Annotated in this window: 23 protein-coding genes and 1 other RNA gene; 16 read left to right on the top strand and 8 right to left on the bottom strand. The window is 36.1% G+C overall.

Annotation, left to right across the window (positions count from 1 at the left end; translation table 11 throughout):
- Nucleotides 1-77 precede the first annotated feature (77 nt).
- Nucleotides 78-1,394, bottom strand: a complete 1,317-nt coding sequence (locus tag AN34_RS13550) for a hypothetical protein (RefSeq protein WP_029286311.1) — start codon at nucleotides 1,392-1,394, stop codon at nucleotides 78-80.
- A gap of 234 nt (nucleotides 1,395-1,628) precedes the next feature.
- On the bottom strand, nucleotides 1,629-2,063 hold the full coding sequence (locus AN34_RS13545) for an Hsp20/alpha crystallin family protein (protein WP_029286309.1): 435 nt from the start codon (nucleotides 2,061-2,063) through the stop codon (nucleotides 1,629-1,631).
- Nucleotides 2,064-2,131: 68 nt separating this feature from the next.
- Between AN34_RS13545 and AN34_RS13540 the strand changes: the two genes are divergently transcribed.
- Nucleotides 2,132-2,626: a thioesterase family protein gene (locus AN34_RS13540; RefSeq protein ID WP_029286307.1), complete on the top strand. Its 495-nt coding sequence runs from the start codon at nucleotides 2,132-2,134 to the stop codon at nucleotides 2,624-2,626.
- Between the two features lie 148 nt (nucleotides 2,627-2,774).
- On the opposite strand, the gene AN34_RS13535 is transcribed toward AN34_RS13540, so the two are convergent.
- Nucleotides 2,775-4,190, bottom strand: coding sequence for an FAD-binding oxidoreductase (locus AN34_RS13535; protein ID WP_029286305.1), 1,416 nt, complete (start codon nucleotides 4,188-4,190; stop codon nucleotides 2,775-2,777).
- Nucleotides 4,191-4,192: 2 nt separating this feature from the next.
- Nucleotides 4,193-4,561 carry a dihydroneopterin aldolase gene (locus AN34_RS13530; protein WP_029286303.1) on the bottom strand — a complete coding sequence of 123 codons (369 nt, stop codon included), beginning with the start codon at nucleotides 4,559-4,561 and terminating at the stop codon, nucleotides 4,193-4,195.
- A gap of 112 nt (nucleotides 4,562-4,673) precedes the next feature.
- On the opposite strand from AN34_RS13530, the gene AN34_RS13525 reads away from it, so the two are divergent.
- The 4 genes from AN34_RS13525 to AN34_RS13510 all read left to right on the top strand — a co-directional run bounded on the left by AN34_RS13525 (nucleotide 4,674) and on the right by AN34_RS13510 (nucleotide 7,329).
- On the top strand, nucleotides 4,674-5,864 hold the full coding sequence (locus AN34_RS13525) for an acyl-CoA dehydrogenase family protein (RefSeq protein WP_029286302.1): 1,191 nt from the start codon (nucleotides 4,674-4,676) through the stop codon (nucleotides 5,862-5,864).
- Between the two features lie 264 nt (nucleotides 5,865-6,128).
- Nucleotides 6,129-6,548, top strand: a complete 420-nt coding sequence (locus AN34_RS13520; RefSeq protein ID WP_029286300.1) for a GxxExxY protein — start codon at nucleotides 6,129-6,131, stop codon at nucleotides 6,546-6,548.
- A gap of 142 nt (nucleotides 6,549-6,690) precedes the next feature.
- Nucleotides 6,691-7,068 (top strand): SRPBCC domain-containing protein, encoded by a 378-nt coding sequence (locus AN34_RS13515; RefSeq protein WP_029286299.1) that lies wholly within the window; start codon nucleotides 6,691-6,693, stop codon nucleotides 7,066-7,068.
- A gap of 48 nt (nucleotides 7,069-7,116) precedes the next feature.
- Nucleotides 7,117-7,329, top strand: a complete 213-nt coding sequence (locus AN34_RS13510; protein ID WP_029286298.1) for a hypothetical protein — start codon at nucleotides 7,117-7,119, stop codon at nucleotides 7,327-7,329.
- 81 nt (nucleotides 7,330-7,410) lie between these two features.
- Here the strand turns inward: AN34_RS13510 and lysA are convergent, their stop codons facing one another.
- On the bottom strand, nucleotides 7,411-8,577 hold the full coding sequence (lysA, locus tag AN34_RS13505) for a diaminopimelate decarboxylase (RefSeq protein ID WP_029286297.1): 1,167 nt from the start codon (nucleotides 8,575-8,577) through the stop codon (nucleotides 7,411-7,413).
- 165 nt (nucleotides 8,578-8,742) lie between these two features.
- On the opposite strand from lysA, the gene AN34_RS21680 reads away from it, so the two are divergent.
- Complete coding sequence (locus tag AN34_RS21680; protein WP_157263311.1) at nucleotides 8,743-8,907, top strand: hypothetical protein; 165 nt, start codon at nucleotides 8,743-8,745, stop codon at nucleotides 8,905-8,907.
- Here AN34_RS21680 and AN34_RS13500 read toward each other — a convergent pair.
- Nucleotides 8,896-10,209 carry an aspartate kinase gene (locus tag AN34_RS13500; RefSeq protein ID WP_029286295.1) on the bottom strand — a complete coding sequence of 438 codons (1,314 nt, stop codon included), beginning with the start codon at nucleotides 10,207-10,209 and terminating at the stop codon, nucleotides 8,896-8,898. The two genes, AN34_RS21680 and AN34_RS13500, sit on opposite strands and share 12 nt — an antisense overlap.
- A gap of 263 nt (nucleotides 10,210-10,472) precedes the next feature.
- Here AN34_RS13500 and AN34_RS13495 point away from each other — a divergent pair, with 263 nt between their 5' ends.
- From AN34_RS13495 to AN34_RS13450, 10 genes are all read left to right on the top strand, one after another.
- Nucleotides 10,473-12,209, top strand: coding sequence for a phospho-sugar mutase (locus AN34_RS13495; RefSeq protein ID WP_029286293.1), 1,737 nt, complete (start codon nucleotides 10,473-10,475; stop codon nucleotides 12,207-12,209).
- A 315-nt stretch (nucleotides 12,210-12,524) separates the two neighbouring features.
- On the top strand, nucleotides 12,525-12,809 hold the full coding sequence (locus tag AN34_RS13490) for a hypothetical protein (RefSeq protein WP_157263310.1): 285 nt from the start codon (nucleotides 12,525-12,527) through the stop codon (nucleotides 12,807-12,809).
- A gap of 105 nt (nucleotides 12,810-12,914) precedes the next feature.
- Nucleotides 12,915-13,685, top strand: a complete 771-nt coding sequence (locus AN34_RS13485; RefSeq protein WP_051666550.1) for an MbnP family protein — start codon at nucleotides 12,915-12,917, stop codon at nucleotides 13,683-13,685.
- Entirely contained in the window at nucleotides 13,685-14,722 is a 1,038-nt protein-coding gene (locus tag AN34_RS13480) for a cytochrome-c peroxidase (protein WP_029286287.1), read from the top strand. Before AN34_RS13485 ends, AN34_RS13480 begins: the two co-directional genes overlap by 1 nt.
- On the top strand, nucleotides 14,685-15,665 hold the full coding sequence (locus tag AN34_RS13475) for a transporter (protein ID WP_157263309.1): 981 nt from the start codon (nucleotides 14,685-14,687) through the stop codon (nucleotides 15,663-15,665). The genes AN34_RS13480 and AN34_RS13475 overlap by 38 nt, the downstream gene beginning before the upstream one ends.
- Nucleotides 15,666-15,676: 11 nt before the next feature.
- Nucleotides 15,677-16,132, top strand: a complete 456-nt coding sequence (locus AN34_RS21675; RefSeq protein ID WP_157263308.1) for a hypothetical protein — start codon at nucleotides 15,677-15,679, stop codon at nucleotides 16,130-16,132.
- Between the two features lie 148 nt (nucleotides 16,133-16,280).
- A complete protein-coding gene (locus AN34_RS13460; protein ID WP_029286279.1) occupies nucleotides 16,281-16,931 on the top strand; it encodes an SCO family protein in 651 nt (216 codons plus the stop codon).
- A 110-nt stretch (nucleotides 16,932-17,041) separates the two neighbouring features.
- Nucleotides 17,042-17,464, top strand: coding sequence for a cytochrome c (locus AN34_RS13455; protein ID WP_029286277.1), 423 nt, complete (start codon nucleotides 17,042-17,044; stop codon nucleotides 17,462-17,464).
- Nucleotides 17,465-17,512: 48 nt separating this feature from the next.
- Nucleotides 17,513-17,893: RNase P RNA component class A (gene rnpB, locus AN34_RS14175), an RNA gene on the top strand.
- Nucleotides 17,894-18,127: 234 nt separating this feature from the next.
- Nucleotides 18,128-19,543 (top strand): sigma-54 dependent transcriptional regulator, encoded by a 1,416-nt coding sequence (locus AN34_RS13450; protein WP_029286275.1) that lies wholly within the window; start codon nucleotides 18,128-18,130, stop codon nucleotides 19,541-19,543.
- A gap of 655 nt (nucleotides 19,544-20,198) precedes the next feature.
- Here the strand turns inward: AN34_RS13450 and AN34_RS13445 are convergent.
- Entirely contained in the window at nucleotides 20,199-21,989 is a 1,791-nt protein-coding gene (locus AN34_RS13445; RefSeq protein WP_029286273.1) for a chloride channel protein, read from the bottom strand.
- 78 nt (nucleotides 21,990-22,067) lie between these two features.
- On the bottom strand, nucleotides 22,068-22,790 hold the full coding sequence (locus AN34_RS13440; RefSeq protein ID WP_029286270.1) for an RluA family pseudouridine synthase: 723 nt from the start codon (nucleotides 22,788-22,790) through the stop codon (nucleotides 22,068-22,070).
- Between the last annotated feature and the right edge of the window lie 172 nt (nucleotides 22,791-22,962).

Below are 22,962 nucleotides of genomic sequence, written 5' to 3'. Positions count from 1 at the left end.
ATTAATCTACAAAATAAATGAATATATTGTAACCATTACCATCATCTCTGCTTAGGCCATTACGGTGACAAATAATGCTAAACAGTTTTCACCTCATCTTCTGCATAATCCTCAATATCTGTGATATAATGATTAATCAGCAGGAAATCAAATAGCGGTTTTGCTTCTGGCGTAACTGGCATATTAGCTGTTGTTACCACTTCATTAGTATTTTTGTCTAAATAAGGATATGCAAATAACCGAACATTTGTATTGAACATATCATTCACATAGCTCAACAACTGACCCGAATAGTTCTCGCCTTTGAAATTGGTAGAGTTAAACACAAATTTCAGGTTGTTAATGTTCGTAGCCAATCCTACACTTTTAGGCTTGCATCGGGCCAGGTACTTCGCCAGGCGATTATGTCTTGTAAAATTAGATACAATCACAATATTTCCGGTATCGCACATCTCCTGAGCACGCTTAGCTACAGATTCAAGGTCGATATCATCAGGCGTTTCCTGCTCATCAGTTAATACATTGGTTAGTAATACTTCTATCATCACCGCAAGATTTCCTTCTTCAACTTGATTTGTACGCTTAAATTGATCAGTAGCTTTATTGAATAAACTGAAGTTTGGCAATGATTTCTGACCATATTTGGTCCTTAAAATCATAATGTCTTTCTTATACAATAAGTCCTTTGCCTGACGGGGATGTGCATCGGCATCAAAAATGGCAGCAGCAGAAAAATCTTTCATAATCATATACAGATTAAGTAAGATGTTATCTACACCCGGAAAAGCAGGGCCTTTTACAGAAATTAAATCAATTTCTACTGAGCCTATAGTGAGGTTATCTGCTAAAGATTCCACCATCAACTTAGGATCCTGATAATGATAAAATGCTGCGTAAAGCAAATTAACACCAATAATACCCAATACCCGCTGTTGCATATTTACATCTGTATCCAGCAGGCGAACATGGAAGAAAATTTCATTTGGTAACCCTCCAGGTTCATTTTGGAACCGAATGCCTACCCAACCATGTGGCTCATTGGTGCGTTTGTAATTAAGTGTTGTTACCGTATCAGCAAAGGCAAAGAAAGTTCTACTTTCATATTTCTCGCCAGATAACCGCTCATTTAGCAAACCAAATTCATGGTCGAGCATTTGTAAAAGCCTGTTTTGAGAAACGTAACGTCCATTTGATTCTGCTCCGTAAATGGCATCACTAAAAGTCATGTCATAAGCAGACATGGTTTTGGCTACCGTTCCGGAAGCAGCACCAGCATTAAAAAAGTTTCGAGAAACTTCTTGCCCAGCTCCAATCTCGGCAAACGTACCATAAATTCTGGGATCAAGGTTTATTTTAAGTGCTTTACGTTTGGTATCCAGGATTTCTCTTGCCATGGCGCAAAAGTACAAAAAATGATGTTAGTATAATTTGGGTATTCAAACTTAAAATGAATCTAAATACAATTGGCAATCTATTACGATAAATTTATTACAGCCATTTTCAAAAAATTGACAATAATATATTCCGTAGTAAAATAATCAAAATAGCCGTATAAAAATAAGGTTAGCACCATCCAGTGCTAACCTTATAAAACCTAAACTTAAACTATATATGAAATCTTTCTATTATTACGACACTACAATTTCCCTGTGTTTCAATTTGGCATCGTCTTTTTTACCAATACTGATATTTAAAATACCATCTTTATATTCGGCGTTAATGTTATCACCATCAGCAGAATCTGGTAAATTAAATGATCTTGCAAATGAACTATAGTCAAATTCTTTACGTGTAAAATCTTTTGCTGTCTGGGTTTCGTTCTTTTTAACTTCTGCCCAAACGGAAAGTGTGTCTTTTTTCAAGTTGATTTGAAAATCTTCTTTTTTTAATCCAGGCGCAGCCAACTCAATTACATAAGCGGTTTCATTTTCATAAATATTTACGTTTGGTGACTGGTTAACCATTTTGTTTTTAGTTACAGCGTCGCTAAACAATGAATCAAAAACATTGTTAAAGTAAGGAGCTGTGTTGCGGGTTCTGTTGTTAAAATTTACAAGTGTCATATCTCTAATTTTTTATTTTTTTAATTGATATTAACCCATATTCAACTTATATACCAAACCAAAATTTTATGATTTTTAAGACATTATGGCAAAATTTTATATACAAGAAAGACAAATTGTCAGAAATAAAATCTTTTTCAGATAAATTCAACTATAAAACCAATATTCATTTGCGTTTTATAGACTTTGATATGATGGGTCATGTAAATAATTCTGTTTATTTCACTTACCTTGAAATAGCCCGAACCAAGTATTGGGAAGAAATTGTAAAATGGGATTGGAAGAAAACAGGGATTGTTATTGCTCATGCAGAACTTGATTATATTTTACCCATTGTAATGAATGATAAAATTGCTGTTCATGTTAAAACTTCAAGAATTGGAACAACCAGTTTTGATTTAGAATATCAAATTGTAAAAATTATAGGTACAGAAGAAATAATTTGCAGTAAGGGCAAAACTGTTTGTATTGCGGTTGATTACCATACAAGCAGGCCTACAGCTATACCTGAGGCTGAAAAACAGAAAATGTTAGGCTTTGAACAGCTACCCCCAACCCCATGAAGGGGGCTTTTGACTTTCTACCGGCCTGCGAAGAGTATAAAAGAGAATGCTATTTTTTCTTTTTTTAACACGTATACTCCTTTTTTGACTCCCTAATAGACTTATTCTACTTTTCTTTCGCTTGGCCAACCTGCCTGTCGCTCCCCCTTTAAGGGGTTAGAGAGTTTGGCATGATCTTGCCAGGATTTAAAATCCCATTGGGATCGAAAACATTTTTGATGCCTCTCATTAGGTTTAAATGAATTTCAGAATATTTAATTGGCATAAATTCCTTTTGAACCAACCCAATCCCATGCTCGCCAGATAGTGTTCCACCTAAGGCAGTTGTTAATTCAAAAATTTCAATAATACCGAATTTGAGTTTATTTTTCCAATCCTCATCGCTCATTCCAGCTTTAATAATATTCACGTGCAGGTTTCCATCGCCGGCATGACCATAACAAACACTTTCGAAGCCATACTTAGAACCAATTTCTTTAATTCCGTTGATTAATGCGGGCAAAGCTGCACGAGGAACTACCGTATCTTCTTCCTTATAAACAGAATTTGATTTTACAGATTCGGCCATTGTTCTACGCATTCGCCACAATTCCTCTTTCTGCTGTGCCGTATCTGCAAATAAAACCTCAGTGCAATTGTGTTGCTCAAGTACAATATTGGCTTTTTCACAATTTTTGAAAATATCATCCAGATCATCGCCATCAAATTCAATCATCAGCAAAGCAGCTACATCATCTTTTAAATCAAATTTAATGTCGTCGTATTGAATCACCCACTCCACTCCTTTTCGCTCCATAAACTCTACAGCAGATGGCGTTACACCGGCTCTAAATATGGCTGAAACTGCTGCGCAAGCAGCCTCATTGGTACCGAAAGAACCCATCATTAAAACGGACTGACTTGGTTTTGGCAAAAGTTTGGTTACAATTTTGGTTACGATCCCCAAGGTTCCTTCTGATCCAATCATTAATTGGGTTAAGTTATAGCCAGAAGCATATTTTAAAGTATTGGCACCTGTCCAGATGATTTCTCCATTTGGCAAAACCACTTCCAGGTTTAAAATGTATTCGCGGATGGTTCCATATTTAACCACTCTTGGACCACCTGAACCATGAGCCACATTTCCACCAATAAAACAAGAACCTTTACTGCTGGGATCAACTGGATAAAGCAATCCCTCTACTGCCACTGCATTTATAAAATCTTCTGTAATTACTCCTGGTTCAACTGTTGCCTGCAGGTTTTCAGTATCAATATTGATGATGGATTTAAACTTTTCCATAGATAATGAAACCCCGCCGTAAATGGGTAAAGCCGCACCGCTTAAACCAGTTCCTCCACCCCGTGGCGTTACCGGAACATGATGTGCATTACAGATTTTAAGCAAAGCTGATATTTCCTCCGGCGAAGTTGGCTTCACTACTACTTCTGGTTGATAACGTAAGTCTTCTGTTTCATCATGACTGTAATGGTCTAAACTTTCAGCATCAGTAAATACTTTTTCATCGCCTAAGGCTAACTTGATTTCGGATAAAATTGCTGCATTTATTTTAGTAAAGGTCATTTCTATTTGGCTGAAGTGTATGACAATTGAACAAAGGAATACCCGATTTGCCCAGGCATTGGAGGGTTTAATTTTTTTATATTCACATTTACATGGTCCACAAAGGGATAAATATTGATCACTTTTGAGATGATATTTTTCAAAACTGTTTCCAAAAGCTTTTGAGTATTTTTCATCTCATTCAGGATAATCTCGTTCAAATCTTCGTAATTCACTGTTTGAGCAAGCTCATCATCAAAGCCCTGAGGTATAAATTCAGTCTCCAGATCGATTATAAAATGATTTCCAATTAATTGCTCTTCGGGATAATAGCCATGCAGAGCAAAGCATTTTACATCTTTTAAAGATACGGTTTGTTTGTATTGACTCATGAATGTTTTGTATGCTGCTAAATTAAATTTTTATTCATGAATATCATGCCCCTTGTGGTAAATTGTTACCTTTGAAATAAACGCTATTTCTTAACCAGATTAGAAAACGACGATGAGCATATTAGCAAAAAAAGACCTTTACGAGGCTCCCGACTATTATTTATTGGATGAATTGTTAACAGATGAGCATAAGTTAATTCGTGCAACGGCAAGAGAATGGGTAAAGAAAGAGGTAAGCCCAATCATTGAAGATTATGCGCAAAAAGCAGAATTTCCAAAGCATTTAATAAAAGGTTTGGCTGATATTGGTGCTTTTGGACCAACTATTCCGGTAGAATATGGTGGAGCGGGTTTAGATTATACAGCGTATGGAATCCTGATGCAGGAAATTGAACGTGGCGATTCAGGAATCCGCTCTACGGCATCCGTTCAAGGATCTTTAGTGATGTACCCGATTTATGCTTATGGAAGCGAAGCACAACGCAAAAAATACCTGCCCAAGTTAGCCAGTGGTGAAATGATGGGTTGTTTCGGATTAACGGAACCCGATCATGGCTCTAATCCAGGTGGAATGGTAACTAATATTGCGGATGCGGGTTCTCATTATATTTTAAACGGTGCAAAAATGTGGATCAGCAATGCACCTTTTGCAGATATTGCTGTAGTTTGGGCAAAAGATGAATCAGGAAAAATTAGAGGAATGGTTGTTGAACGTGGGATGGATGGATTTTCTACACCCGAAACACACAACAAGTGGAGCTTAAGGGCATCTGCTACAGGCGAACTTGTTTTTGATAATGTTCAAATTCCAAAAGAAAATGTCTTTCCGGAAATTAGTGGATTAAAAGGCCCACTAGGTTGCTTAAACCAAGCCCGTTATGGCATTGCCTGGGGTGCTTTAGGTGCTGCAATGGATTGTTATGATACTGCACTTCGGTATTCTAAAGAACGAATTCAGTTTGGAAAACCAATTGGGGGTTTTCAATTACAACAGAAAAAACTGGCCGAAATGGTTACAGAAATTACTAAAGGTCAATTACTGGTATGGCGTTTAGGTGTGCTGAAAAGTGAAAACCGAGCCACTGCTGAACAAATATCGATGGCAAAAAGAAATAGTGTAGAAATAGCATTGGATATTGCGAGAAATGCCCGTCAAATGCTTGGCGGAATGGGAATTACTGGTGAATATTCAATTATGCGGCACATGATGAACCTGGAATCGGTGGTCACTTACGAAGGAACGCACGATATACATTTGTTAATTACCGGAATGGATGTGACCGGGTTGAATGCGTTTAAATAAAGAGCAGTATTTTTGTGATTATCAAGATTGGCAGGATCTAGGTGCAGAATAAAAAAAAAGGATTTTCTTGATTATCATGATCAGTATATAGTGAAAGTGATGAGTAGAGAATAGCCTGAATAAAATGAAATAAATATTTATAATTCTCAACCACAATTTTTAAAGTTTATTCTAAAAATTCTACTTCTTATATTGCAACAACAAAGATTATGTAAATACCAACGTCCCCTATTGTTGTAGTTTTCATTCCATTAATTTAATAAAATGGATATAGAAGATTTAACTTATAAAATAAATGGTTGCGCTATGAAAGTACATAATGCTTTAGGCAACGGCTTTCAGGAAGTTATTTATCAAAGATGCTTAGCAATTGAATTAGAAAAAGCTGGTATAAGATTTAGAAGAGAAGTTGAGCAGGAAATTTTTTATGATGGTGTGGTTGTTGGAAAACGACGAGCAGATTTTGTAATAGAGGATATTCTCACTATAGAGTTAAAAGCCTTTTTTAATTTGGAAGCTGCTCATCTTGTTCAAGCAAAGAATTATGTTGTCGCTTATCATTTCAATATCGGATTATTGATTAATTTTGGCGCTACAAGTTTACAATTTAAAAAGATTTACAATCCGAAAATTAACAAATATAGATCAAGCCACGAAAAACGTAGTGATTTGCTAGATGAATAATGTTATTTATTTTTTTACTGCTATTAATTTTCACAATAACTAATATAATACTCTTTAAATAATAGATTAAAAAATTACCGGATCTGACTTTCTTTAACTATGATCCTGAATATTCCTAAAATCCTATAAATCCTGACCCAGAATGGACTATAAAAAATATACCTACCTACCCGCTACACCTGAAGAAGTATACTTAGCACTTACAAAAGACATCAGTATTAAACTCTGGACGGGTGCTGAAGTAGAATTTGAAGAAAAACCAGATACCGAATTTTCTTTTTGGGATGGTGATATTGTAGGTAAAAACCTTGAGTTTGAAACCAATAAAAAAATTGTACAACAATGGTATTTTGGCGAAAACGCTGAACCTTCTATTGTAACCATCAAACTCCATGAAGATAAAAAAGGTACATCATTAGAGTTTAAGCAAACCAATATCCCTGAAGCGGATTATAAAGATTTTACAGAAGGCATTGAAGAATATTTTATCGGTGGTCTGGTCGATTTCTTTGATGAATAAAACATAAACTTTGCCTCGCTGTTTAGATTTTAAACTAAAGACAAAAGCATGAACAGAACTGTAGGACTCGTATTAATTATTGCTGGCATCGCGATGCTCATCTGGACTGGCTTCTCCTATACTAAGAAAGAAAAAATAGTAGATGCTGGTCCAATTCAAATCTCTGCTGACCGTGAAAAGTCTGTAAACTGGCCACCTTACGCCGGCGGCATTATTTTGGTTGCCGGAGTAATTGTATTTGTGACGTCGAAGAGGAAATAATTGATATGTCGTTATTAAATACGAAGCAATCTATCTTGTTAATAAGATAGATTGCTTCGCAATGTAGAATTAGTATAATTATTATATTTCACTACTGTAAACAGATCTTATTGCATCTCTAAGATTATATTTTGAAGCCATCACTTCTCCATATGCACCAGCACTGCGGATAGCAAAAATATCACCCCTGAAAGATTCAGGCTGTTCTACTTCTTTGCCAAAACAATCTGTGCTTTCGCAGATTGGCCCTACGATGTCATATTTAACTGGGGTCTGAGATTGAAGATTGGAGATTTGAGATAAATTTTGAATTTTATGGTATGCCTGATACAGTGCCGGACGCATCAATTCGGTCATGCCTGCATCCAAAACCACAAAGTTTTTCTTCTTCCCATTTTTGATATATAAGGCCCTTGTAATAAGTGATCCAGTTTGTCCGACGAGCGCTCTTCCCAGTTCAAAATGAACTTCCTGTCCGGCTTTAACGTCTAAAAATTCATTGAATATTTTAAAGTATGACTGAAAATCAGGGATTTGATGATCTGGATGATAATAGTCGATACCTAAACCTCCACCTACGTTTAAAACTTTAACTGTAAAACCTTTATCCTCAAACCAGCTGGCAAATTCATTCACCCGAACACACAGGTTTTTGTATACATCGAGGTTGGTTATCTGAGAACCAATGTGGAAGTGGATTCCAATAAATTTCAGGTTTGCAGATGCTTTCAAAGTTTCGGCACATTCCGGTAAATCCCAGGAATTAATTCCAAATTTATTTTCATCTAAACCTGTGGTGATGTTGTGGTGCGTATGTGCATCAACATTTGGATTAATCCGAATGGCAACCTGAGCAACTTTTCCTTTTGCAGCAGCCAATTCGTTCAGCACTTCAAGTTCCTGAATAGATTCTACATTAAAGCAAAAAATATCCAGATCCAGGGCTTCGTTAATTTCTTTATCGGATTTACCTACTCCAGCAAAAACGATTTTCTGATGGTCGAAACCTACTTCTACTGCCCTTCTAACCTCTCCGGCACTCACACAATCTGCACCGAAACCAATGCCTTTAATCTCCTCCAGCAGAACAGCATTGAAGTTTGCTTTCAAGGCATAGTGGATATGAAATTGATACGGAGCCGCTGCTTCTGCACAAGTACGAAGAGTTTTTTGCAGTAAATCCGTATCGTAATAGTAAAAAGGGGTTTCTATATTGTTAAACTTTGATATATCTTTATCGACGAACATGTTCAAATTCCTTATTATAATTTTAATTTTATTCTTTGGGCTGGTATACTTAGGTAATTACCTCGATTTAAAGCACGGAAGAATTACCCAAAAACAATACAATGGAAAAATCCGATTTACTATCGTATTGCTCCTGATTGTACTGTTTCTATTATTTATTAAAAAATGAAGATTGTAGCCGCTACATTTATTTTACTCATCATTTCACTGGGATTATTCAATTCCTATAAAAAATACAAGAATGATTTACTTCCGAAAAGCTTTTTAGCGCTGCACATCTTACTTGGCCTTTTGGTCATCATTGGCGCACTCTACCTTCTATTCGAATAATCTATTATGTAAGCTTCTTAGTGCTTCGGTTTTATATTCACTCAGGATAAGTAAAGACACATTGTAATTGCTCCCGCCATAAGAAATCATCCGGATTGGAATATGCTTTAAACCTTCTAAAACCCTGCTGGCGAAACCATGTTTTTCTGAACCAAAATCACCTACCACACAAACAATACTGTGGTTGATATCTACTTCAACTGTTCCGAAACTTTCCAGTTCCTCAATAATCTTTGGAAGATTTCCGATTTCATCAATGGTTAAAGAAACGGCAACCTCAGAAGTCGTAATCATATCGATTGGCGTTTTATAGCGTTCAAATACTTCAAAAACACGTCGAAGGAAACCATAAGCCAATAACATACGGCTCGATTGAATACGAATGGCAGTAATACCATCTTTTGCAGCAATGGATTTGATCTTTCCCTTTTCACTATTATGCGTAATCAATGTTCCGGCAGCCGATGGCTCCATCGTGTTTAATAAACGAACAGGAATTTTATACTTCTGTGCAGGGAACACAGATTGCGGATGCAAAATTTTCGCACCAAAATAAGCTAATTCAGCCGCCTCATCGAAAGACAATTGCGCAATTGGCTTCGTTCCTTTTACCACCCGAGGATCATTGTTGTGCATCCCGTCAATGTCTGTCCAGATTTGAACTTCTTCTGCTAAAATTGCAGCGCCAAGTAAAGAAGCAGTATAGTCGCTACCACCACGACGTAAATTATCTACTTCACCAAAGCTATTGCGGCAAATGAATCCTTGCGTGATGAATAGTTTATTCCCTTTATGTTGTTCTAAAAGCGGGGTTAAATGCTTTGTAGTAAATGGAATATCAGGCTCATTGTCTTCATCAGTTTTCATAAAATCTAAAGCTGGTAACAACACAGACTCAATTCCAATTGACTTTAAATAAATGTGATATAAAGTGGTAGACAATAGTTCGCCTTGTGCCAAAACTACTTTTTCCTCAATTGGGGTAAAAATATCATTGGTTAAAACGGCTAAGAAACTAAAATGATAATCAATCACCTCATTTCCCATTTCCTGAAAATCAGCAGCAGGCAAAAGTTCAATTACAAAATCCTTATATTTTTGATATAAATTTTCTACTGCAGTACTTCCGTTCTTCTTATCTCCAGCTAAAAAATAATTAGAAATTTCAACTAAACTATTTGTAGTTCCAGAAACGGCTGATAACACTACAATCTGTTCTTCATTTGGATTAATAATATCCAATAACTTGGTCATGCGCTCGGGGCTACCAACAGATGTACCCCCAAATTTTAATATTTTCATCTACTTAAATTATTATATTAACTGTGATAAAAACTGCCAAAACTTTACATAATTCCTTTAGAATTGTGAAAAAGTCAAGATGATTTTACTTTAATACCGGAATTTCTTTATTATTGTATCGGGGCGTGAAAATAAGCAAAACAAGCTTAAAAGCAACATCCTCAACAAAATAAAATTTGGATAAATCGAAATAAATGAATTTCGACCAAACTTCAATGATGAAATTTTGTTCAACACCAGATATTTAATTAAAAAAAAGCTCAATGCAAGCAATTGACCAATCTACACAAGCCACCATTAACCAATGGTTAGGCGGTAATTACGACGAGAAAACAAAGGCAGAAATACAAACCTTAGTTGATCAAAATGCAACAACAGAACTTATTGATTCATTTTATAAAAGTTTAGAATTTGGAACTGGTGGTTTACGCGGAATTATGGGTGCAGGCTCTAACCGAATAAATAAATATACTATCGGTACTGCCACTCAGGGTTTAGCCAATTACCTCAACAACAAATATCCTGGTGAAAAAATCAGTGTTGCCATTGCACACGATAGCCGCAATAATTCTGATTATTTTGCCAAAATTACGGCTGATGTTTTTTCTGCTAATGGTATTTATGTTTACTTTTTTGAAGAATTAAGACCTACTCCTGAACTTTCTTTCGCAGTGCGTCATTTCGGTTGTAAAAGTGGTGTGATGTTAACGGCCTCGCATAATCCAAAAGAATATAATGGCTATAAAGCATACGGGGCTGATGGCGGTCAGTTCACTTCTCCTGATGATAAATTGGTGATTGATGAAGTAAATAAAATCAGCAGCATTGATGAAGTGAAGTTTGATCGTGTTGACGCGAACATTGAATTAATTGGAGAAGCGGTAGATAAATTATATTTAGATGGTATCACTGCACTATCTATTTCTCCTGAAGCCATTAAAAGACAACATGACTTAAAAATTGTTTATTCTCCTATCCATGGTACTGGAATTACTTTGGTACCTAAAGCACTCGAGCAATTTGGTTTTACCAATGTAACTATTGTGGAAGAGCAGAGTAAACCAGACGGAAATTTTCCAACGGTAGTTTATCCAAATCCTGAGGAAAAAGACGCTTTAACTTTAGCCATGAATAAGGCAAAAGAAATAGATGCCGATTTAGTGTTAGCGACAGATCCTGATGCAGATCGCGTAGGTATTGCGGTGAAAGACAATGATGGTGAATGGGTTTTATTAAACGGGAACCAAACGGGCAGTTTATTAATCAATTACCTTTTAACTGCATGGCAGGAAGCTGGTAAATTAGATGGCAACCAATTCATTGTAAAAACAATTGTAACTTCTAACCTGATTGAAGAAATTGCAAAGAAAAAAGATGTTACTTATTATAATACACTAACCGGGTTTAAATACATTGGTCAGGTAATGACTGAACTGGAAGGAAAAAAATACTTTATTGGTGGTGGTGAGGAAAGTTATGGCTACTTGATCGGCGATTTAGTTCGTGATAAAGATGCCGTTGTTTCCGCTGCTTTCATTTCTGAAATGACTGCTTACTATAAAGATAAAGGTGCCAGCTTATACAATGCCTTGTTGGATATGTATGTAGAATATGGTTTGTATAAAGAAGATTTAGTGTCGCTGACCAAAAAAGGCAAAACCGGCGCTGAAGAAATCAAAGCCATGATGGTGAAATTCAGAGAGAATCCGCCTGCTACGTTAGGTGGTTCTAAAGTTTCTGTATTAAAGGATTACGAATTAAGCCAGGAAACTGATCTAGTAACTGGAAAAGTAAGCAAATTGGATTATCCTACTTCTGATGTTTTACAGTTTATTACAGAAGATGGAAGTATTGTATCTGCCCGTCCGAGTGGTACAGAACCAAAAATAAAATTCTATTGCAGTGTGAATGCGCCATTGGCCGATCGAACTGATTTCCCTAAAGTAAATGAAGAATTAGGAGATAAAATTAAAGCTGTGATGGCTGATTTGCAGGCATAAGAGATAGTTGCTCACATCTAAAAATAAAAACCACAGGTGATGTTTTCATCTGTGGTTTTTTTAATAAGATGCTGAATCAAGTTCAGTAGGACGCACAAAGAAATTTTTAATAAATATAGATTTCAAGATTCGTCACCCTGAATTTATTTCAGGGCCTATCCAAAAAATCCTATTTAACTTTTTCTTTGCTAACCTCAATTTCGTTTGTACATTTGCAATCGAAGTACAATGTTTAAAAAAGCCCTTATATTTTTTCTGGTAATCTGTACCATATCAAATTGCTATATGCAGTTGATCGTTTATTCAGGCTATCAAATGAATAAGGAATACATTACCTCTGTATTTTGTATTAATAAAGCCCACCCTGAACTACATTGCGACGGACAATGTTTCTTAGCTAAAAAACTAAAAGATTTAGATGGCAAGAACAAACAAACTCAGGAAACGCTGAAAAGAATAATAGAGGCCGATCCAGAGTTTCGGGTTTTAGCAATCAATCATCACATTCCCTATTTCATAATCAAATCTGAAAGTCTTTATCTTGAAAAACCAATAAAAGATCTTTCTATTTCTATTTTCCATCCGCCGAAAACGGTTTAAGTAAATCTTGTTTCTTGCGATCGTTACCTTGATCCGATAGCTATCGGATCAGCATGACGACCGTATTAGAATTTCTTCAAATATTTTACTTATCCATTTTCAAAAATGAAAATTTCGACATACTTCTTGGCATTTTTATGCCCTATTATATTCCTTTCATCATGTAAAAAAGATGCAGATGAAACCGCAACCGATACAAAATCCAGTTTCACTTTAGAATTCGAACACCAGGTAAACGGAGTAGCCCTGAATTTAAATACTACAACTTATAAAAATGCTAAAGGCGAAGATTTTAAAATCAATGTATTCAAATATTATGTGAGTAACGTTAAATTAAGCAAAGCAGATGGAACAACTTACCTGGTTCCAGAAAGTTATTTTTTAATTGATGAATCAAAACCAGCATCAAAATTAATTACCGTAGGCGATATTCCAACGGGTGATTATACTAAAATTGAATATACCATCGGTGTAGACTACGCACGTAATTTTGCAGGTGCTCAAACTGGTGCTTTAGATCCAATAAATGGCATGTTCTGGACCTGGAACAGTGGCTATATATTTGTTAAACTAGAAGGTACATCTCCGCAGTCTACAGCCGCAAATCAGGCTTTAACTTTTCATATAGGTGGTGTGGTAGATCCTAATAATACAATCAGAACCTACTCAACTGAAATTAACGGTGCCAACCCACTAAGAATCAGAACAGATTCAAAACCAGATATGCACTTCATCGTAAATGCCGCTGCACTCTTTACTGGTACAACTGATGTTAGTTTTGCTACCTTAAATTTCACTATGGGTGGAGCCAATTCAGTTATTGTAGCCAACAACTATGCAAAAGGTTTATTCCGCTTAGATCATATTCATAATTAATGGTTAAGAAAATAGTTGTCTTCGCAGTACTTACTTTAAGTATTGCGTTGATGTATGCCTGTAGTAAAAACCAGGAAGAAATTAAGCCAGAAGAAAAACCAATAACATTTTCTATTCCTGCAAATTTTCCTACCCCGGCATACCAATTCGAACAAAATAAACTGAGTAACGCTGGCTTTGCTTTGGGTAAAAAATTATTTTATGATACCAGGTTATCTGCAGACAAAAGTGTGTCATGCGGCAGTTGCCATCAGCAATTTGCCGCTTTTGCAAATCTTGATCATAAAGTAAGTCATGGTGTAAACAACTGCCAGGGAAAACGAAACGCTCCACCCCTTTTCAATCTGGCATGGCAAAAAGCATTCTTTTGGGATGGTGGAGTGAAAAACCTGGAAACATCACCATTAAATGCCATTACAGATGCCTGTGAAATGGGTGCTGATATTCAAACCATCATTACTTTTTTGAAAAGTACCTCACCCTATCCAGATATGTTTAAACGGGCTTTTGGTACGGAGGAGATCAATTCTCAATTGCTACTAAAATCACTCACACAGTTTACTGGTGTATTGGTTTCGGGAAATTCGAAGTATGATCAGGTTATCCGTAAAGACGCTGGTGTTTCATTTACCGAAGAGGAACAATCTGGTTATAATATTTTTCGGGAGAAATGTAGTTCCTGCCATGCTGAACCATTTTTCACAGATTTTTCTTACCGAAATAACGGACTTGATTTAGTTAGCTCAGACGAAGGTCGTTCTCATATCACAGGTGTGCAGGCTGATTTTGGAACATTCAGAATACCGAGTTTAAGAAACATCGAATATACTGGTCCATATATGCATGATGGTCGTTTCTACAGCCTTGACGAAGTGCTAGAACATTATGATTCTGGCGTTAAAGCAAACAAAAATTTAGATCCATCACTTAAAAATGGCATTCAATTAAATAGTGTAGAACGCACACAAATTAAAGCTTTTTTAAAAACCTTAACAGACAATGAGTTTATTAAAAACAAATTATATAGCGAATCGTAAGTGGCTAATTATTATGTTGTTTCTACTTATTAGTAGCAACGTCTTTGCTTGTGATATCTGTGGCTGTTTTATGGGGATCACACCTTATTATAATCGAAATAGCATCAGTGTATTATACCGTTACCGATCATTTAATGGTTACGATAATCAATCACACTCATTATTCCCTAACGGAGGAAAGTTTTTCATTCCGGCAAGAAGTCAGAATTCACCGATCACTGGTCATGCCGGAAATCCAGATGACTACGAATTGTATCGTTCGTTGGAAATACGAGGTAAATATTTCATTAACAGCAGACTGGAAGTTAACGCCATACTCCCATATGTGTCAAATAGCGAACGTTATAATGGCTATACTTCAACCATTGGTGGCATGGGCGATATTAATCTTTATGCAGGCTATCACATTGTTCAAAAACTGGAAGATAATTTTAAACAACAGCTGATTGCTGGTGCCGGGATTAAATTGCCAACAGGCAAAAATGATTTTAAAAATATGGCTGGCATCCGCTATTCATCTTTAATGCAAGGTGGCACAGGGAGTACCGATGGTTTTGTATACCTGAATTATCTGGTAGGATTGGGAAAGTTTGGTGCCAGTTTAAATACCTCTTACAAAGTAAACGGGAAGAACAGCCGGGAAGAAAGTATTGCGAATAGCACAACGAGTTTCCTTAATATTTTTTATACCCAAAGAATCGGGAAAGACGTTCAGGTGATACCTTCTGCACAGTTTTTTTATGAATATTCTGCTGGTGAAAAGTATAATGGTATCGAAACAGGTGAACATGTGATGAACAATTTAATGGGTGGCGTTGGAGCAGATATCTTTTACAAAAATGTAGCACTAAATGCCGGAATCCAAAAAAACATCTGGGAAGCTGAAACCGATCACCCCATGAGTGCAGGTAAAGTTTATGTCGGAATTACTTATAATTTTTAAATACAAACCATATGAAAAATACAATAACACTAGCATTATGCTTAATCGTTTTCCTTTTTAGTGCCTGCAAAACAGAACCAGACTCTAAAGCGGTAAAAAAAGAAGTACTTAATCTCCATGATAAACTAATGGTTGATGGTGGAAAAGTGATGTCAAATAAAATGCGATTAGATTCCGTTTTAAAATCTGGTAAAATGAAATCTCCCCAGGATTCCATAAATATAGCTGATCTGATTACAAATCTAAATCAAGCTGATGAACGTATGATGGATTGGATGCATGGTTTCAAAGATGACTTTAAAGGCAAAAATGAACAGGAAGATTTGGACTACTACAAATCTGAAATGATGAAAGTTAGACAAGTTGAAGATGATTACATTAAAGTAACCAAGACATCAGATTCTATTTTAAACTTATATCATGTTGCTCCGGCTACAAAGATGAACACGGAACATCATAAACACTAAACAAGTTTCTAAGCCAGTCTTACCCTGAATTGATTTCAAGGTTTTAATAGTATGAAAGATGCTGAAATGAATTCAGCATGACGATTCATTTACAATTAATTCCCTCCTACAATACAGAGGTTGTATATTTACACATTAATAAAATAACATGAATAAAATTATTTCTTCGATAGCCGTTTGCTTGCTATCCATTGCTATACTTTCATCTTGTAAACAAGATAAAAAGCTTCCATTCTATGGTGAACGCCATGCTGAAACCGTTAGAGATGAAGCTGGAGTTGAAAAAATAGATACCGTTTATCAAACCATTCCTAACTGGGCTTTTTTAAATCAGGATAGTGTGCTTACGACTAATAAAGCTACAGATGGAAAAGTATATGTTGCAGATTTCTTTTTCACGTCTTGTTCGACCATTTGCCCTACCATGCACCGCAATTTAATGATAGTGTATAAGGAGTTTAAAACGAATCCTGATGTGATGTTTGTATCGCACACCATCGATTTTAAATATGACAAGCCATCTGTATTAAAAAAATATGCTCAAAAGTTAGGCGTAGATGGCGATAAATGGCAATTTTTATACGGCAGTAAAGACAGTGTTTATACCTTAGCGGAGAAAAATTATTTAGTAGCTGTTGGCGAAGACAGTACAGCGAAAGATGGTTATATTCATCAGGGTTACCTGGTATTAATTGATAAAGACCGACGGATTCGTGGTGCTTATGATGGTACGAAAGAAGATCAGGTGGAACAATTAAAAAAGGATATTCCAGTTTTATTGGCTGAATATAAAAAATAGTATTATCACTTTAATCGTCATTTCGAACGAAATAACATGGAGAACTTTTTAATTGATATACATTAATTTCTCCAGTTCATTCGGGATGACGATTTATTTAAGCTAAATCCATGCGCAAATATATTATTCATTTTATCTTTCTATTTGCTATCGTAGCAATAATTATTTCCTGTCAAAACCAGGAAACTATCGATTTGCAAAACTATATGTCTAATGGTAAGGATATTTATAAAACCAGATGTCAGAATTGCCACGGGGAAAATGGTGAAGGTTTAGGTAAATTGGCTCCACCTTTAACGGATTCAGTTTTTTTAAAAAACAATAAAACACGTTTAGCTTGCATCATTAGGAACGGAACTAACGAACAGATGGTCATCAACGGTAAAACATATCAGGAAAAGATGCCTGCATTTCCTGAACTAGCCGATATTGATGTTGCGCAAGTGATGGTTTATATTACCAACTCATTTGGAAACAACCAGGGATTTGTTCCATATAATAAAGTTTCTGTTCAATTACAGAATTGTAAATAATCTAAATTTTTAGTGTCTTTCTAATTTAAAACAGGCATCTTTGCCCAAAATGCAGGTTGTTCTATCGCTGTTTCGATTTATCGGAAGAGAGGAAAGTCCGGGCAACGCAGGGCATCCCGCTTTCTAACGGAAAGGGATTGAGGATTGAAAACCTGAATCACGGATTAGTGCAACAGAAAATATACCGTCTTAACATAAAGTTGGGATAAGGGTGAAAACGTGTGGTAAGAGCGCACGAGCATTGCAGGTGACTGTAATGGTTTGTAAACCCCGGGAGTTGAAAGACCAAATAGGCTAACGCATGTAGGGCTGCCCGTCCGATGTTAGTGGGTAGGTCGTTAGAGATAAACGGTAACGTTTATAGTGGATTAATGATAGAAATTCTGAGTAATCAGAAAACAGAACCCGGCTTATAGACCTGCATTTTTTTATTTAAATTAGATAGATATCATTCCCCTTTCTGATTATTTTAGAATTCACATTAATAGATTTTTATCTGTATGATGTATTTCCAGTTTTTAAGAGCATGTACAACTTTATCTTTTAAGATGATTAAAACATTTTAAAAGATTCACCGTTTATAGCCTTAATTATTGTATAAAAAACTATACATTAATTAAAAAATAATATATTCGCATCAGAACTTGAACAAATAAACATTAAATGGCCAAACTATTAATTATTGACGATGAGCGGGCAATAAGAAGTACCCTACGCGAAATCCTGGAATACGAAAATTACGATGTTGAAGATATTGACAATGGTATCGACGGCCTTGAAATGATCAAAAGGACTAATTTCGATTTGGTACTCTGCGATATCAAAATGAATAAGATGGACGGCATGGAGGTATTAGAGCAGGCCCAACTTCTTAAACCTGATCTGCCTTTCATCATGATTTCCGGACACGGAACAGTTGAAACCGCTATTGAAGCCAGTAAAAAGGGAGCTTTTGATTTCATTTCAAAACCACCAGATTTAAATCGTTTACTAATTACGGTTCGTAATGGTTTAGATCGTGGAAACCTGGTTACCGAAACAAAGGTTTTAAAACGTAAGGTTAGCAAAACACGCGAAATTTTAGGTAAATCTGAAAGCATTTCGAAAATAAAGGAAACTATAGAACGCGTGGCCCCTACAGAAGCCCGTGTGCTCATTACTGGTGCAAATGGTAGCGGTAAGGAATTAGTTGCGAGGTGGTTACATGAAAAATCCAATCGTGCGGATAGTCCGCTAATTGAAGTCAATTGCGCAGCAATACCCTCAGAATTAATTGAGAGTGAATTGTTTGGCCATGAGAAAGGATCATTTACCTCAGCTGTTAAACAACGAATTGGTAAATTTGAATTGGCTAATGGTGGGACACTGTTTTTAGATGAGATCGGTGATATGAGTCTTTCCGCTCAGGCGAAAGTTTTACGTGCGTTACAGGAACATAAAATATCACGTGTAGGTGGCGAAAAAGAAATTGAAGTTAACGTTCGCGTATTAGCGGCAACAAATAAAGACTTACTGAAAGAAATTGAAGACGGCAACTTCCGGATGGATTTATACCACCGCTTAAATGTAATCAATATTCATGTTCCACATTTAACAGAACGCACAGACGATATTCCAGTGATTGCACAAAACTTTTTAGAAAACATTTGTAGTGATTACGGAATGCCGGTTAAAAAGATAAATGATGCCGGAATGGCTGCTTTACAAGCTTTACCATGGACGGGTAATGTACGTGAATTACATAACATGATTGAGCGATTAATTATCTTGAGTGATAAAGTCATTACTGAAAATGACGTTCGTGCATTTGCCAATCCTGGCGGCGGAACCAATATTGGTGCAGCTACAAGTACGCAAATAGCAGGATCAAATAGTAACTCTTCGGGAATGTCGTCATCTTTTGATAGTTTTAATAACTTTCAGGATTATAAAGACCATGCTGAGAAAGAGTTTATAAAATTTAAACTGGAGAAAAATAATTGGAACGTTTCAAAAACGGCTGATGAAATAGATATCCAGAGAAGTCATTTATATAGTAAAATTGAAAAGTTCGGATTGAAAAGGGTTGATACCCCCTAGCCCCCTAAAGGGGGAATTCCTAGCGATCGCAATTACTAGAGCTTAAAAAGGTTTAAGGATCTTGATCATAAACAACAAAAGCAGGAATCAGTTCCTGCTTTTGTTGTTTAAGAATAAATTTTACTTTACCGTCATTGCGAAATCGATTTTTCATCGATTGAAGCAATCTCATTTGTGAAATGCTTTAGGCAAAGAATGTTGTTGCATAACTTCAATAACGACCAACCAGAAGTGCAAAAATAATTTATAATTAAAACTGACGAAGTTTCCTTTCACACAGGCCGGCAAAACTTCGTAAGTTATATCACGTTCATTCCGAAATCGATTTTTCATCTATTGAAGCAATCTCAACGACCAGCCAGAGTCGCAAAAATGATTTATAATTTAAACTGACGAAGTTTCCCTTCACACAAGCCCGCTAAACTTCGTAAGTTATATTCCCGTCATTGCGAAATCGATTTTTCATCGATTGAAGTAATCTCATTTGTGAAATGCTTTAGGCAAAGAATGCTCTTGCATAACTTCAATAACGACCAACCAGAGTTGCAGAAATGATTTATAATTAAAACTTACGAAGTTTTTCTTCACACAGCCCGGCAAAACTTCGTAAGTCATATCCCTGCTCTTGCGGACATTTTTTTTACCGTATTCGGATTTAACTCATATAGTCATTCTGACGCATTAATAGTGCCCTGTATTTATTGAAAATGGCTGTTTTAGATACGAAACCTATATAGCGGTTAGCCTCGTCAACTACGGGTAAAAGCCAAACGTTGTCTTGCTCCATTTTTTGCAATACAACCTTAAGATCGTCGTTTTCCATAATGGTATTTGGGGCAGGTTGTACCAGGCTGGTAGCTAATAAATTTGCTTTATCAGGATTATTAACCATTTCGCTAAAGAGTTCTTCTATATAAATAATTCCTTTAAAATCTCCCAGCTCATCAGTAACGGCACAAATATTTTTATGCGATTGAACGATCTCATTCATTTTTTCAGCAATTAGATCGCTCATGTATAGCTGAGGATACGATTTTTCGATCAGGTACTTGAGTTTCATTTGATTTAGAACCGTTGTATCCTTATCTTCATGAGATAACAATTCACCTTTATCTGCAAGAACTTTGGTATAGATAGAGTGTTTCTGCGAGCTTCGATTAATCGCATAAGAAATTGCCGTGGTAATCATTAACGGAACCATTAAAATATAACCACCGGTAATTTCTGCAATCAGGAAAATCCCTGTTAATGGGGCATGCATAATTGAACCCAAGGCAGCGGCCATACCGGCTACAATAAAATTAGAGACATTTAAATGTGCCAGACCAGAAAGATTGACCACATAGGCAAAAATAAAACCAATCAAACCACCCATAATCAGGCTGGGTGCAAATGTACCACCGTTACCTCCGGCACCAAGTGTAATTAGCGTAGCAAGCGATTTCATAAAAATAGTAACCACTGTAAACAGCACCACCATTGCCGAAATTGAATTGTAATCTTCAAAAATACTGTTGTTAATTACCGCAAGATAATCTCCTCTTAATAAATTTTTCATGGTGATATAACCTTCACCATACAATGTTGGGAAGAGAAATACCAGCACTCCAAGCATTAAACCACCCACAACCACTTTGGTGTATGGATGCTTAATTTTATAAAATAGCCCCTTTACCGCATAATTGGCTTTTGTGAAATAGATGGAAAAAAGGCCGATTAATCCTGCCAAAAGCACATAATAAAATAGGGCATTGATTTGCCAGCCTTCTGTAACCAGGAAAAATAGTTGCTGGGTATAAAATATCCTAGCCACTACCGCTGCTGTAGCCGCAGATAATAATAATGGAATAAAGGCCGGAATAGTAAACTCCGGCAATAAGATTTCGATTGCAAAAACGATTCCAGCTACCGGACTGTTAAAGGCTCCAGCGATACCTGCAGCAGCCCCGCAAGCTACCAGCATAGTAATTTCACGATATGAAAGGCCAAGAAAGCGACCAAGATTAGAACCTATTGATGCACCACTGGTTACAATAGGTGCTTCCAAACCCGTTGATCCCCCAAAGCCTACCGTAATAGCAGCTGTTATAATTTGTGAATAGATATTATGTGCTTCTACCCTGCTCGATTTTTTTGAAATAGCATAAAGCAATGGTGTTAGGCCTGTTTCAAACTTGCTTTTTCTGATGAAATATTTGATGTATAAAACCGTAAGGAAAATACCAATCATTGGAAAGATGAAATACAGGTAGTATTTATATTTCCAGTGCCAGTCTGATTGAAGGAACTCTTCAATATGGTGGGTTAAGCTTTTAATCGCAGCCGCTGCAAGTCCGGCAAGAATCCCCACGATTACCGCCAGTATAATTAGAAAATTACGGTTTGATATTTTTGACTTTCTGTATTGATTGATCTTATCAAGGTAATTGACAAAGCGGATGTACATTCTATTGGATTTTAATAGAGAGTTAATGTGCCAAATGTAGGCAAAAACGATATCCGAGACAATTTTTAGGTCAATTATTTATGCATCAAACTTATCTAATAGCTTAATCAAAGTAGCAAAATCTTTTGGATATGGCGCATCAATAACAATATCCTGATCATCCAATCCTTTGAAGACTAAATGCCTTGCATGTAAGGCAAAACGCTTCATAATTGGCTGTTCTTCTTCACCTTTGGTTAATTTATATCCACGTTTAATAGAAGAAAGAAAAACTGGCTTACCTTTATACATATCGTCACCTACAATTGCTGCCCGTTGTGTAGCCAGGTGAATCCTGATCTGGTGCATTCGACCTGTTATAGGCTTACATTCTACCAATGTATAGTGCTTATAATATTTTAAAGAATCAAAAATAGTTTCTGCTCTTTTACCCTCTGCACGATCAATGGTTACGTTTTTATTTCCATCATTCAGAATTGGTAAATCAACCAATAACTGATCGAAAATAACATGACCATCTACGACTGCGTGATAAGTTTTATTTACTTTCCTTCTTTCAAATTGCATGGAAGCATGACGGTAAGCTTCTGGATTTTTAGCAATAATTAAAGCACCCGATGTTTCTTTATCCAAACGATGGCAAACCTGAGCATCATCACTATATTGTTTGGCTAAACGCAAAACGTTGGTTTCGCCAGAACCACCTCTTTCATCTAGTGAGGCCAAAAAAGGTGGTTTATTGATGACAATAAAATCGTTGTCTTCGAAAAGGATAAGATCTTTAAAATTTGGATACTTCAAACTGTAATGTTATTAATGAGCCGCAAAAATAAGGATTTATTTTTATTGGTATAGAAATTAACGGCATAATAAGGATAAAGGGTATTGATGTACATATTTATTTAATCTTTCATCAGTAATGTTTGCGTCCATTAGATTACTAAAAACAGAAATAAACTTAAAATCAAAAAGC

It is taken from the genome of Pedobacter sp. R20-19 (assembly GCF_000708265.2).
Classification (GTDB): Bacteria; Bacteroidota; Bacteroidia; order Sphingobacteriales; family Sphingobacteriaceae; genus Pedobacter.
Note: the sequence above shows the minus strand (reverse complement) of the source record. Positions and strands in the feature narration are given on the sequence as shown.

Coding starts and splice junctions, on each gene's coding strand:
- AN34_RS13550 (WP_029286311.1), bottom strand. CDS start 1,394: ATGGCAAGAGAAATCCTGGATACCAAACGTAAAGCACTTAAAATAAAC.
- AN34_RS13545 (WP_029286309.1), bottom strand. CDS start 2,063: ATGACACTTGTAAATTTTAACAACAGAACCCGCAACACAGCTCCTTAC.
- AN34_RS13540 (WP_029286307.1), top strand. CDS start 2,132: ATGATTTTTAAGACATTATGGCAAAATTTTATATACAAGAAAGACAAA.
- AN34_RS13535 (WP_029286305.1), bottom strand. CDS start 4,190: ATGACCTTTACTAAAATAAATGCAGCAATTTTATCCGAAATCAAGTTA.
- AN34_RS13530 (WP_029286303.1), bottom strand. CDS start 4,561: ATGAGTCAATACAAACAAACCGTATCTTTAAAAGATGTAAAATGCTTT.
- AN34_RS13525 (WP_029286302.1), top strand. CDS start 4,674: ATGAGCATATTAGCAAAAAAAGACCTTTACGAGGCTCCCGACTATTAT.
- AN34_RS13520 (WP_029286300.1), top strand. CDS start 6,129: ATGGATATAGAAGATTTAACTTATAAAATAAATGGTTGCGCTATGAAA.
- AN34_RS13515 (WP_029286299.1), top strand. CDS start 6,691: ATGGACTATAAAAAATATACCTACCTACCCGCTACACCTGAAGAAGTA.
- AN34_RS13510 (WP_029286298.1), top strand. CDS start 7,117: ATGAACAGAACTGTAGGACTCGTATTAATTATTGCTGGCATCGCGATG.
- lysA (WP_029286297.1), bottom strand. CDS start 8,577: ATGTTCGTCGATAAAGATATATCAAAGTTTAACAATATAGAAACCCCT.
- AN34_RS21680 (WP_157263311.1), top strand. CDS start 8,743: ATGAAGATTGTAGCCGCTACATTTATTTTACTCATCATTTCACTGGGA.
- AN34_RS13500 (WP_029286295.1), bottom strand. CDS start 10,209: ATGAAAATATTAAAATTTGGGGGTACATCTGTTGGTAGCCCCGAGCGC.
- AN34_RS13495 (WP_029286293.1), top strand. CDS start 10,473: ATGCAAGCAATTGACCAATCTACACAAGCCACCATTAACCAATGGTTA.
- AN34_RS13490 (WP_157263310.1), top strand. CDS start 12,525: ATGAATAAGGAATACATTACCTCTGTATTTTGTATTAATAAAGCCCAC.
- AN34_RS13485 (WP_051666550.1), top strand. CDS start 12,915: ATGAAAATTTCGACATACTTCTTGGCATTTTTATGCCCTATTATATTC.
- AN34_RS13480 (WP_029286287.1), top strand. CDS start 13,685: ATGGTTAAGAAAATAGTTGTCTTCGCAGTACTTACTTTAAGTATTGCG.
- AN34_RS13475 (WP_157263309.1), top strand. CDS start 14,685: ATGAGTTTATTAAAAACAAATTATATAGCGAATCGTAAGTGGCTAATT.
- AN34_RS21675 (WP_157263308.1), top strand. CDS start 15,677: ATGAAAAATACAATAACACTAGCATTATGCTTAATCGTTTTCCTTTTT.
- AN34_RS13460 (WP_029286279.1), top strand. CDS start 16,281: ATGAATAAAATTATTTCTTCGATAGCCGTTTGCTTGCTATCCATTGCT.
- AN34_RS13455 (WP_029286277.1), top strand. CDS start 17,042: ATGCGCAAATATATTATTCATTTTATCTTTCTATTTGCTATCGTAGCA.
- AN34_RS13450 (WP_029286275.1), top strand. CDS start 18,128: ATGGCCAAACTATTAATTATTGACGATGAGCGGGCAATAAGAAGTACC.
- AN34_RS13445 (WP_029286273.1), bottom strand. CDS start 21,989: ATGTACATCCGCTTTGTCAATTACCTTGATAAGATCAATCAATACAGA.